Annotated in this window: 12 protein-coding genes; 9 read left to right on the forward strand and 3 right to left on the reverse strand. The window is 71.0% G+C overall.

Features of this window, described 5'->3' with window-relative positions; translation table 11 throughout:
* Positions 1-17 precede the first annotated feature (17 nt).
* Positions 18-1,028, reverse strand: a complete 1,011-nt coding sequence (locus tag BXA03_RS07950) for a Bug family tripartite tricarboxylate transporter substrate binding protein (protein WP_076505897.1) — start codon at positions 1,026-1,028, stop codon at positions 18-20.
* A gap of 163 nt (positions 1,029-1,191) precedes the next feature.
* Complete coding sequence (locus BXA03_RS07955; protein ID WP_076505899.1) at positions 1,192-2,091, reverse strand: LysR family transcriptional regulator; 900 nt, start codon at positions 2,089-2,091, stop codon at positions 1,192-1,194.
* A 193-nt stretch (positions 2,092-2,284) separates the two neighbouring features.
* Between BXA03_RS07955 and BXA03_RS07960 the strand changes: the two genes are divergently transcribed.
* The 5 genes from BXA03_RS07960 to BXA03_RS07980 all read left to right on the forward strand — a co-directional run bounded on the left by BXA03_RS07960 (position 2,285) and on the right by BXA03_RS07980 (position 6,996).
* A complete protein-coding gene (locus tag BXA03_RS07960) occupies positions 2,285-3,283 on the forward strand; it encodes a Bug family tripartite tricarboxylate transporter substrate binding protein (protein ID WP_076505901.1) in 999 nt (332 codons plus the stop codon).
* 48 nt (positions 3,284-3,331) lie between these two features.
* A complete protein-coding gene (locus BXA03_RS07965; RefSeq protein WP_076505903.1) occupies positions 3,332-4,384 on the forward strand; it encodes an Ldh family oxidoreductase in 1,053 nt (350 codons plus the stop codon).
* A gap of 77 nt (positions 4,385-4,461) precedes the next feature.
* On the forward strand, positions 4,462-5,451 hold the full coding sequence (locus tag BXA03_RS07970) for a Bug family tripartite tricarboxylate transporter substrate binding protein (protein WP_076505905.1): 990 nt from the start codon (positions 4,462-4,464) through the stop codon (positions 5,449-5,451).
* A complete protein-coding gene (locus tag BXA03_RS07975) occupies positions 5,448-6,245 on the forward strand; it encodes an MBL fold metallo-hydrolase (RefSeq protein ID WP_234983630.1) in 798 nt (265 codons plus the stop codon). The genes BXA03_RS07970 and BXA03_RS07975 overlap by 4 nt, the downstream gene beginning before the upstream one ends.
* Before the next feature lie 13 nt (positions 6,246-6,258).
* Positions 6,259-6,996, forward strand: coding sequence for a transporter substrate-binding domain-containing protein (locus BXA03_RS07980; protein WP_076505909.1), 738 nt, complete (start codon positions 6,259-6,261; stop codon positions 6,994-6,996).
* A 45-nt stretch (positions 6,997-7,041) separates the two neighbouring features.
* Here BXA03_RS07980 and BXA03_RS07985 read toward each other — a convergent pair whose 3' ends face one another.
* Positions 7,042-7,698 carry a GntR family transcriptional regulator gene (locus tag BXA03_RS07985; RefSeq protein WP_076505911.1) on the reverse strand — a complete coding sequence of 219 codons (657 nt, stop codon included), beginning with the start codon at positions 7,696-7,698 and terminating at the stop codon, positions 7,042-7,044.
* Positions 7,699-7,976: 278 nt separating this feature from the next.
* On the opposite strand from BXA03_RS07985, the gene BXA03_RS07990 reads away from it, so the two are divergent.
* The 4 genes from BXA03_RS07990 (at position 7,977) to BXA03_RS08005 (ending at position 11,569) form a co-directional block, all read left to right on the forward strand.
* Positions 7,977-8,867, forward strand: a complete 891-nt coding sequence (locus tag BXA03_RS07990) for a dihydrodipicolinate synthase family protein (RefSeq protein ID WP_076505913.1) — start codon at positions 7,977-7,979, stop codon at positions 8,865-8,867.
* Positions 8,868-8,902: 35 nt separating this feature from the next.
* Entirely contained in the window at positions 8,903-9,889 is a 987-nt protein-coding gene (locus BXA03_RS07995; RefSeq protein WP_076505915.1) for a Bug family tripartite tricarboxylate transporter substrate binding protein, read from the forward strand.
* 76 nt (positions 9,890-9,965) lie between these two features.
* Entirely contained in the window at positions 9,966-10,967 is a 1,002-nt protein-coding gene (locus BXA03_RS08000) for a dihydroxyacetone kinase subunit DhaK (protein WP_076505917.1), read from the forward strand.
* Positions 10,964-11,569, forward strand: coding sequence for a DAK2 domain-containing protein (locus tag BXA03_RS08005; RefSeq protein WP_076505919.1), 606 nt, complete (start codon positions 10,964-10,966; stop codon positions 11,567-11,569). The genes BXA03_RS08000 and BXA03_RS08005 overlap by 4 nt, the downstream gene beginning before the upstream one ends.
* The last annotated feature ends 34 nt before the right edge of the window (positions 11,570-11,603 follow it).

Here is an 11,603-nt window from a genome sequence, read left to right on the forward strand (position 1 = left end):
GCAGCCGGCGGCGCCGCTCAATCGGGCTTGATGTTGGCCCGGGCGATGACCTTCTGCCAGCGGGCCTGTTCGGCCGCGATGAACTGCGCGAACTGCTCCGGTGTGCCACCGACCACCTCGGCCGCATCGGCGTTCATGCGCTCCAGCGCGGGGGGCGACTTGGCCGCCTTCATGGTCTCGACCGACAGCTTGGCCAGGTGGGCCGGCGTCATCGAGGCCGGGGCCATCATGCCGTACCACTGCGTCATCTCGAAGCCCGGGAAGCCCTGCTCGGCCACCGTGGGCACGTCGGGCAACTGCGGCAGGCGCCGCGTGGAGCCGGTGGCGATGCAGCGCAGCTTGCCCGATTTGATGAAGGGAATCACGGCCGCCGCGCCGATGGCCGAGGCCTCCAGCCGGCCGGCCATCAGGTCGGTGAGCATGGGGCCGGTGCCCTTGTAGGGCACGTGCAGCATGAAGATGTCGGCGCTCATCTTCAGGTATTCCATCGCCAGATGGCCGGCGCTGCCGTTGCCGGCCGAGCCGTAGCTCAGGCGGCCCGGGCGGGTCTTGGCATAGGCGATGAACTCCTTGAGGTTCTTGGCCGGCACATCCGGATGGATCACGTACAGGCTGGGCACCTTGGCCAGCAGGCTGACGGGCTTGAAGTCCTTGTTGGGGTCGTAGGGCAGCTTGGCGAAGATGTACGGATTGACCGCCAGCGTGCCGATGTGGCCCAGGATGATGGTGTGCTGGTCGTCGGCACGGGCCACGTCCTGCATGGCGATGTTGCCGGCGGCGCCGGGCTTGTTGTCGACGTAGACGCTCTGGCCCAGCGTCTTGCCCAGCTCGGCCGCGGTGGAGCGCGCCACGATCTCGGACGAGCCGCCCGGTGCGAAGGGCACCACGAAGCGCACCTGGCGCGTGGGCCAGTTGTCCTGCGCGAAGGCCAGGTGGGGCAGGGCGCCGGCAGCGACGGAGGCGGCCGCGCCTTGCAGCAGGCGGCGGCGGGTGGGCAGGGCGGGGTGGGCGAGCGGCTCGAGGTTCATGGCATGTGTCTCCGGGGCTGTGCGGGTGCTGTGGCAATGCCCGCCTGTACAGGGGTCGAACGCGGCCGGTGCGATGCAGGCCACGAATTGCGATGGTGCGCAAACCAAGCTGTCAAAAGCCTTTCAGTGGCGTGCGCGCGGCCGCGGCGATCATCCCACGGCCTCAGGCGCTGCGCTTCTGCGCGCCCTGCACGATCAGGTCGTAGAGCAGTTGCGCCGCCGGCGGCAGCACCTTGCCGCGGCGCGAGATGAGGCCCAGCGTGCGCACGATCGCGGGTTCGACCAGGCGGACGGCGACCACGTTGCCCTTGCCGGTGGGCGGCAGCGCCATGCGCGGCACGACCGCGATGCCGACGCCGGCCTCCACCATGCTCACCAGCGCGGGCACGTGGCTCACCTCGCAGAACCAGCGCGGGCGCTCGGGCGCCTGGGCCAGGGCCTGGTCGATCAGGAAGCGGTTGCCGCTGCCCTGGGCCAGCGCGATGTACGCATGCTCGCCGAGCTCGCGCCAGCGAACGATCTTTCGGCGGGCCAGCGCATGGCCCGCCGGGCAGGCCACCACGAAGGCGTCGTCCATCAGTGGCCGGAAGTCCACATCGGCCTCCTGCGTGCCAATGTAGGTGAGGCCGAAGTCGGCGTCCCCGCGCGTGACGGCCAGCAGCACGTCGCTGGAGGCCTCGTCGAGCACGCGGATGCGGATGGCCGGATAGCGGCTGTGGTAGCGGTCGACCACGGCGGGCAGGAAGTGGCCCACCGCCGAAGGCACGCAGGCCAGCGTGACCTCGCCGCGCAGGCGGGCCGCCACGTCCTCGATGCCGAGCAGGGCACTGTCGAGTTCGTTGAGCACGTTGCGCGCCTTGTGCACGAAGGTGCGGCCGACCACCGTCAGCTCGACCTTGCGCGTGGTGCGGTTGAACAGCGCCACGCCCAGCGCGTCCTCGAGCTTGTCGATGCGCCGCGACAGGGCCGACTGCGACAGGTGCAGCGCGTCGGAGGCGGCGCGGAAGCTGCCAAGGTCGGCGACGGAAAGGAAGGCGCGCAGGTCGGCGAGGTCGAAGTTCATGGGACTGGGGGAGGGTGGCGATTCTTGTTGTGAACGCAAGAATGCCTCGGATATTTGCACTTTACACCGGCAATGGTGGTCTCGATCATTCATCCACGGCCGGCAGTTGCGCTGCACGGCCATCCACGGAGACAGGCAGGCCTGGCGCGCCGACGGCGCCCCGCACGGTCGGCCGCTTGAAAAAGGCAAGCCCATGAATCGCTCTTCATTTCCCCGCCGCATCGGCCGCCGCGCGCTGTGCGCCCTGGCGCTGGCCGCCGCAGGCGGCGCAGCCCTCGCCGCGCCGTCTGCATCCTGGCCGCAACGGCCCATCCGCCTGATCGTGCCCTACGGCCCCGGCGGCAGCTCGGACGTGATCGCCCGGGCGCTGGCCGGCGAGATGAGCAAGTCGCTCGGCCAGTCGGTCTTCGTCGACAACAAGGCCGGCGGACAGGGCACCATCGCCATGCTGGAAGCGGCCCGTGCCACGCCCGACGGCTACACGGTAGTGCTCGGTCATGTGGGCACGCTGGCGGTCAACCCGGCCATGATGGCGAAGCTGCCTTACGACCCGGCCAGGGACTTCGCCCCCGTGGCTCTGCTCACGCGGGTGCCCATGCTCTTCGCCGTCGGCCCCAGGGACCGCTCGGCCACGCTGCCGGCCTTCATCGCCGAGGCCAAGGCCGTGCCGGGCCGGCTCAACTATGGCTCCGCGGGCAATGGCAGCGCGGGTCACCTGGCCTTCGAGATGCTCAAGCTGCGTGCGGGCATCGACGTGACCCATGTGCCCTACAAGGGGACCGGCGCGCAGATGACCGACCTGCTGGCCGGCACCATCGAGGCGGCTTCGGCCGGGCTGCCGGGCTTCCTGCCGCATGTGAAGGCCGGCAGGCTGCGCATCCTGGCCGTGGGTGCCGCCGCGCGGCTGCCCGCCATCCCCGACGTGCCCACCGTGGCCGAGCTGGGCTATCCGGGCTTCGAAAGCTCGCAATGGTTCGGCCTGCTGGCGCCTGCCGGCACGCCCGCACCCATCGTCGAGCGGCTGTACCAGGAGGCCGTGAAGGCCCTGGGCACGCCGGCCGTGGTCCATCGCCTGGCCGAGGACTCCAGCACGCCCACGCCGCTCGGCCCGCAGGAATTCGCCCGCTTCATCGTCGCCGAGCAGAAGCGCTGGGGCGAGGTGGTGCGCAGCGCCCGCCTCACGGCCGACTGAGTTGGTCCCGCTTTCTCTTTCCTTCATTCCATTCCGATCGCGACCATCATGAACGCACGCGCCGATACCTTTCCCTGCCTGCCCGAGGCCGAACTGCGCACCCTGGGCGAACGCGCCTTCCAGGGCCTGGGCCTGCCCGCCACCGATGCCGCGGACGTGGTGCAGGTGCTGCTGCTGGCCGACCTGTTCGGGCTGTCCACCCACGGCCTGGGCCGCATCGAGTCCTATGGCGAGCGGCTGGAACTGGGCGGCATCACCTGCCGGCCGGAGATCGCCACCGAGCGCGTGGCACCGGCGCTGGCCCGCCTCGATGGCGCCAATGGCGTCGGTCCGCTGGTGGGGATGCATGGACTGCGTACCGCCATGCAACTGGCGCGCGAGCACGGCATCGGCGCGGCCTTCGTGCGGGGCAGCAACCACTTCGGGCCGGTGTCACCGTACAGCTGGATCGCGGCCGAAGCCGGCTTCGCCAGCATGATCGGCAGCAATGCCACCACCACCATCGCGCCATGGGGCGGCAGCGACGCACGGCTGGGCAACAGTCCGCTGGGCTTCGGCGTGCCCGGTGCCGACGGGGCGCACTTCATGCTCGACATGGCGATGAGCGTGGTCGCCCGTGCCAAGATCCGCAATGCGCTGAAGGCCGGCCAGGCCATCCCCGACAGCTGGGCCACCGACAAGGCGGGCCGCCCCACCACCGACCCGCGTGCGGCGCTGGACGGCTTCCTGCTGCCTATTGGCGGCCACAAGGGCTACGGACTGGCCCTGCTGGTCGACCTGTTCGCCGGCCTGCTGTCCGATGCGGCCTATCTGACGCATGTGAAGTCCTGGGTCGATGCGCCCGACGAGCCGCAGAACCTGGGCCACTTCTTCGTGCTCATCGACACGCGCCGCCTGGGATCGGCGGGCTGGCTGGCTGCGCGCATGCAGGACTTCGCGCAGATCCTGCACGGCAGCGCGCCGGTGGACGCCGGCCGGCCGGTCATCGTGCCCGGCGAGATCGAGCTGCGGAACATGGCCCGCCAGCGTGTCGAGGGCGTGGCCGTCGACCCCGCCGCGCTGGCCCTGCTGCAGCGCCACGCGGCGCGCGTGCCGGCCTGAACGCTCGGGCGCCCGGGCAGCGCCCCATCCCGAGCCTGCCGCCGAGTCGCGGCGTGGCGACATGCACGGAGACAACCATGACCTTCACACGCAGACAAGTCCTGGCCGGCGCCGGCGCGGCCCTGGCCGCCTGTGCACTACCCGCTGGCGCACAGCGCCGCCCGGCCTGGCCCGCGAAGCCCATCCGGCTGATCGTGCCCTATGCCGCCGGCGGCGCGGCCGACATCACGGCGCGCGTGCTGGCCAAGCCCATGGGGCAGGCCTTGGGCGTGCCGGTGGTGATCGACAACCGCGGCGGCGCCAACGGCAACATCGGCACCGATGCGGTGGCCAAGGCGGCGCCGGATGGCGACACGCTGCTGTTTACCGCCAGCGGGCCCATCGTCGCCAACCCCGCGCTGTATGCCTCGCTGCCCTATGACCCGCTGAAGGATCTGCGGGCCGTGTCCCAGGCCACCAGCTACCAGTACGTGCTGGTGGTGGCCCAGGCCTCTCCGCTGCGCGATGTGAAGCAGCTGGTGCAGGCGGCGAAGGCCGCGCCCGGTCGCGTCAGCTATGGCTCCAGCGGCATCGGCGGCGGCGCCCATCTGGCGGGCGCCATGCTGGCGCGCATGGCCGGCGCCGAGATGACGCATGTGCCCTACAAGGGCAACGCGCCGGCCCTGGCCGACGTGCTGGGCGGCCAGCTGTCCTGCACCTTCGACACGGTGGTCACCGCCGCGCCGCAGATCGCCAGCGGCAAGCTGCGGCCGCTGGCCGTGTCAGGTCCGAGCCGCTCGCCGCTGCTGCCCGAGGTGGCGACGATGCAGGAGCTGGGCTTCGGCGGCTTCGTGGTCACGCAGTTCCAGGGCCTGTTCGCACCGGCCGGCACCGACGCCGCCGTCGTCGGGCGGCTGCACCGCGAGCTGGTGGCGGCCCTGCGCCTGCCCGAGGTGGTGCAGCGGCTGCAGACCGACGGCGGCTACGAGCTGGTGGGCGGCACGCCCGAGCAGTTCGCCCGGCTGGTGGCGCAGGAGCATGCGGCCTACGGCAAGCTGATCCGCGACGCCCACATCCGCGCCGAATGACCATGCCCGACTACCACATTGATGTGCTGGTGCAGGGCTTTCCGGGCCGCGCCGTCTGCCATGGCGGTCTGGGCTGGAGCACCGTTACGCTGATCCGCGGCGGTGGCCGCATGGCGCTGCTGGACGTGGGCGCCTTCGGCGTGCGGCGCGAACTTGCGGGGCAACTGGCCCGCCTGGGCGTGGCGCCACTGGACGTGACGGACGTCGTGCTCACCCATGCCCACTACGACCATGCCGTCAATTTCACGCTGTTCCCGCAGGCCACGGTCTGGATCGGCGAGGCCGAGCTGGCCTGGGCCGCCGCCCAGCCGCCGGGCTTCAACCCCTTGCCGGAGCTGTACGTGCGCGAGCTGCGCGCCAGCCCGCGCGTGCGCCTGCTGCGCGACGGCGACGAATGCCTGCCGGGCCTGCGGGCCGTGGGCGCGGCCGGCCACACACCCGGGCACCTCGTTTTTCTGCTCGAAGGCGCGGGCGCGTCGCCTGTGCTCTTCACCGGCGACGCCGCCAAGAACCGCGCCGAGCTCATCGGCATGCGGGTGGACGCCAGCCTGGACCACGCAGCCAGCCGCGAATCGCTGGCGCGGATCTGGGCGCTGTGGCGCGCCGTGCCCGGCACGCTGCTGGTGCCGGGCCACGACCTGAGCATGCGGCTCGATGCGCACGGCCGGCCCCAGTATGTGGGCGAGCGCCGCGCCGCCATTGCCGCGTGGTTCGGCGAGACGGTGGCCGAGCAGACAATGATCGACCTGTGCGGCGCACCCGCCGCCGGCCTGTTCCGTCCTCTTGTGTCCTGAGAAAGAGCCTGCCATGCCCGACATCGACCCGGCCCTCGTCGCCACCTTCGCGCCGTGCGGCGTCCTGCGCGCTTCCATCAACCTGGGCAACCCCATTCTGGCCAACCGCCACCCGGACACGGGCGAGGTGGGTGGCGTGTCGGTGGACTTGGCGCGGGCCTTTGCACAGAAGCTGGGCGTGGGCATCGAGCTCGTGGTGTTCGACGCCGCCGGCAAGTCGGTGGCCGCCGTCAAGGCCGAGGAGGCCGACATCGGCTTCTTCGCCATCGACCCGCTGCGCGGGGAGGGCATCCGCTTCACCGCACCCTATGTGCTGATCGAGGGCGCGTACCTGGTGCGTGAGGCCTCGCCCCTGCAATCCAACGACGAGGTGGACCGCGCCGGCACCCGCGTGATGGTGGGCAGGGGCAGCGCCTACGACCTGTACCTGACGCGCGAGCTCCAGGCCGCCACCATCGAGCGCGCGCCCACCTCGCCGGCGGTGGTCGACAGCTTCATCGCCGAAGGCGCGGACGTGGCCGCCGGCGTCAAGCAGCAACTGCAGGCCGACGCCGCGCGCATCGGCGGCCTGCGCCTGCTGCCAGGCCGCTTCATGGTGATCCAGCAAGCCATGGGCACGCCCGCCAGCCGGGGCGAGGCCGCGGCCGCCGCGCTGGCCGCCTTCGTGGAAGAGGCCAAGGCCAGCGGCTTCGTGGCTGAAGCGCTGGCGCGGCATGGAATCGAGGGGGCGTCGGTCGCGCCCGCTGCCTGACGGCCTTCGCCTTGGGGCCGGGGACGGCCCTAAAGTTGCGGACGCCTACTGCGTCTGCAGCATGCCCGTGAGGACACGGTGCTTGGACTGCTCGATGTGGGCCATCATCCGCGCCAGGGCGCCCGCGCGGTCGCCCTCGGCCAGCGCATGCAGGAAGTCCAGGTGCTCGCGCATGGCGGGCACCACCTGCATGGGGCGCAGCGAGTCGGCGTCATAGCGGATCAGCCGCACATGCAGGCTGTTGACGCGGTAGATCTCCGACAGGATCTCGTTGCCGATGGCGTCGACCATCGTGTCGTGCAGGCCCCAGTCGACGGCCTGCGCATCCTTCTCCAGCGTGGCATCGGGCTCGGGCTGCAGCGCCCGCTGCAGGATCGCCTCGTGCTGCTCGATCAGCCGTGTCACCGTGGCCGGGCTGGCCGTGGCCGCGAAGTGCTGCACCGCCTCGCGCTCGACCATGGCGCGCACTTGCCAGGCGTTGCGGATGAGCTTGAGGTCGACCGGCGCGATCTGCAGCCCGCGCTTGGGCACCGTCTTGATGAGCCCGGCCGCCTCCAGCCGCGGCACCAGTTCCCGCACGGCCGCCAGCGGCATCTTCAGCAGCTCCATCAGCTCGCGCTGCGAGACGAACTGCCCCGGCCGGATGCGCGCATCGATGATCTGCTGACGGAAGCCGTGGTAGGCCAGGGTGCGCTGTGCCACCGGCTCTCCGGCCGGTGAAGGGGGCGGGGGCGGGGGCGTGGCCGTGGAGCGGGCGGGACGGGAAGAGGGACGGGCCGGAGCGGTGCTGCGCATGGGGCCATGGTACGTGGACTCGCACCGTCCGGGCATCGGTGAACGCAGTTCGGGTTATCACTGACGTTTAGCTAACATGTCAGTGCGCTTATAGTTGCATCACAGCGCAGCGAACAGGCGGCGCGCCGCGGCCGGGCCTTCACCGGCCATCGACCTCGAACCCTCTTTCCTTTCACGGAATCACCATGGCTCTTCAGCTCCAGGGCGTCATCCCGCCCCTCGTCACCCCCTTCACCGCCGACGGCGACATCGACGAGGCGGCCTACCGGCAGGTCATCCGCTTCAACCTGTCCAAGGGCGTGCACGGCGTGTGCCCGGGGGGCAGCAGCGGCGAGGGCCACACGCTCACCGCCGAGGAGTTCCAGCGCCTGCTGGAGATCACGGTGGAAGAGGTGAACGGCGCCGTGCCCATCGTGGCCGGCATCATCGCCAACAGCACCCGCGAGGCGATCCGCCGTGCCAAGTCCATCGCCCACCTGCCCATCGCCGCGCTGCAGGTCACGCCGGTGCATTACCTCTTCAAGCCCGACGAAGAGGCCACCTTCCGGCACTTCAAGGCACTGACCGAGGCCGTCGACATCCCGGTCATCATCTACAACGTCGTGCCGTGGAACTACCTGAACCCGGCGCAGATGATCCGCCTGATGAAGGAGCTGCCGGGTGTGCAGGGCATCAAGCAGAGCCAGGGCGACCTCAAGCTCATGGCCGACCTGGTGCTGGGCGTGCCCGAAGGCTGCAAGGTCTTCTCGGCCGTCGACGCGTTGCTGTACTCCTCCTTCGCGCTGGGCGCGCACGGCACCATCGCCGCCACGCCGGCCGCGCTGCCGGGCGTGTGCGTGAACCTGTGGAACACCGTGCAGGCTGGCGACCACGTCAAGGCGCTGGAAATGCACCGTTCCATGCTCGCCTTCTGGAACGCCGTGGTGGCCGACAACCTGCCGGCCAACCTCAAGACCGCCATCGCACTGCAGGGCTGCCCCACCGGCCTGCCGCGTGCGCCCATGCCGCCGACCACGCCCGAACAGGAAGCCCGCATCCGCAAGGCCCTGGACGGCGTGCTGCGCTTCGACGCCTGACGCCCGCTTTTCCATCCAGAACGGAGACAACGCTCATGAAGATCCAACGCCGTGGCCTGCTCAAGGCCGGAACGCTCGCCGCCCTGGGCGGCCCGCTGCTCGCGCCGGCCTGGGCGCAGGGTGGCGCCTTTCCCACCAAGCCGGTGACCATCGTCGTGCCCTTCCCGGCCGGCGGCAACACCGACATCGTGGCCCGCACCGTGGCCGTGGCCCTCGGCAAGGTGCTCGGCCAGTCGGTGGTGGTGGACAACCGCGGTGGCGGCGGCGGCTCCATCGGCGCCAACGTGGTCGCCCGTGCGCAGCCGGACGGCTATACGCTGCTGCTGTGCGGTGCCGGCGTGGTCGTGACCGTGCCCGAGATGGTCAAGACGGCCTACAGCCGCAAGGACTTCGCGCCCATCGGGCTGGTCAACAAGAGCTCGATGGTGCTGCTGGCGCGCAAGAACGATCCGCGCTTCAAGACCTTCCAGGAATTCGTCGCCTATGCCCGCTCGGGCGAGGGCAAGGTCAATGCCGCGCATTCCGGCCCGGGCACGCCCAACCACCTGGCGCAGCTGCAGCTGGAGGCGCTGCTGAAGGCCAAGTTCACCCCGGTGAGCTACAAGGGGTCAGGCCCGGCGCTGGTCGATCTGATCGGTGGGCAGGTGGACGTGCACTTCGACCAGGTCACCAGCTCGCTGCAGCACATCCGCGCCGGCACGCTCGAGCCGCTGGCCGTGCTCGGTCCCACGGAAGACCCGGCACTGCCCGGCGTCAAGACCGTGGCCGAGCTGGGCTTCGGCCAGATCGACGGCACCACCTATGTCGGCGTGCTCGGCCCGAGCGGCATGCCGCCGGCCTTGCAGGAGCAGCTGGCCAAGGCCCTCGCCCAGGCCGTGCAGGACCCGCAGACCGTGCGCAGCGCGCGCGAGCTCGGGAGCGTGGCCTTCTCCAGCACGCCGCAGGAATTCGCCCGCATCCTGGACGCCGAGTACACGCTGGCCAGCGCCGCCGCCAAGGACGGTCGCCTCAAGGTCGACTGACCACCTTTGCGCGTCTTTCGGGGCGGCCGTGGGGCCGCCTCGTCTCTTTCGACTGCCTCTCCTCCTGCCATCTGCCGTGAAGAAGATCCTCAACAACCCCCAGCACTATGTCGACGAGATGCTCGACGGCCTGTGCCTGGCCCATCCCCAGCTGCAGCGCCAGGGCGACGACGGCCGCGTGATCGTGCGCACCGGCGGCCCCGTGGCGGGCAAGGTGGGCATCGTCACCGGCGGCGGCTCGGGCCATCTGCCGGTGTTCCTCGGCTATGTGGGCGAGGGACTGCTCGACGCCTGCGCGGTGGGCAATGTGTTCGCCGGCCCGCGCATGGACGACTGCATGGCCGCCATGCGTGCGGCCGACGGCGGTGCCGGCGTGCTGCAGCTCTATGGCAACTACGGCGGCGACCGCATGAACTTCGACATGGCGGCCGAGATGCTCGAACTCGAAGGCATGCCGGTCGCCTCGGTGCGCGTGGCCGACGACGTGGCCAGTGCGCCGGCCGACCAGCGCGACAAGCGCCGCGGCGTGGCGGGCCTGGTGTTCGTCTACAAGGCGGCGGGTGCCAAGGCGGCGGCCGGTGCCCCGCTGCAGGACGTGGCGGCACTGGCGCGCAAGGCCGCCGATGCCGTGCGCTCCATCGGCGTGGCCCTGACGCCCTGCGTGGTGCCCGAATCGGGCAAGGCCTCCTTCGAGATCGCCGACACCGAGCTGGAATTCGGCATGGGCATCCACGGCGAGCCCGGCATCTGGCGCGGGCCGCTCAAGACGGCCGATGCGCTGGTCGACGAGATGCTGGGCCACGTGCTGCCCGAACTGCAGCTTGCGCGTGGCGACCGCATCGCCCTGCTGGTCAACAGCCTGGGCGCGACGCCGCTGGAAGAGCTCTACATCCTCTACCGCCGCGCGCGGCAGATGCTGGACGAGCGCGGCATCGTCATCGCCCATCCGCTGGTGGGCCGCTACGCCACCTCGATGGAGATGGCCGGTGCGTCGCTCAGCGTGATGAAGCTGGACGACGAACTGGCCGAGCTGCTGGCCGCACCGGCCGACTGCCCCTTCTGGAGCGTGCGCGCATGATCGATGCCGCCCGTCTTCACGAAGTCCTTCCGCGCTGGTGTGCGGGGCTGCATCGTGCCGCTCCCGAACTCAACGAAATCGACGGCCGGCTCGGCGATGCCGACCTCGGCGCCACGCTCGACAAATGCGCGACGCTGGTCGAGGCGGCCCTGCCCGAGATGCCCGCCAGCCTCGACGGCACGTTGCGCCGCTGCGCCCAGGCCTGTGCCAAGGCCTCGGGCTCCAGCTTCGGCACCCTGCTGGCCGTGGCGTTGATGACGGCCGCCAAGGGCAGCGCAGGCGCCGAGCGGCTGGAGCGAGCGGCGCTGGCCGCGCTGCTGGGTGACATCGTGCAGACCCTGTCCGCGCGCGGCGGCGCCAGCCTGGGCGACAAGACCGTCCTCGATGGGCTGGAGGCGATCCGCCAGGCCCTCGGGCGCGCCGGCGACGACGCGTCCCTTCAGCAGACGGCCGAATACGCGGCCCGGGCGGCACTGGACGCCTTCCGCGAGCTGCCCAATCGGGTAGGGCGCGCCCGCATGTTCGCCGAGCGCACCGTCGGCCTGGACGATCCGGGCATGGTGGCGCTGCTGCGCATGGTGCAGTCACTGCGGCCCGCCTAGGGCTGACGCCCTGCCCCGGCTCCATGACCGGGGC

The sequence above is a fragment of the Pseudacidovorax sp. RU35E genome (assembly GCF_900156165.1).
Classification (GTDB): domain Bacteria; phylum Pseudomonadota; class Gammaproteobacteria; order Burkholderiales; family Burkholderiaceae_C; genus Xenophilus.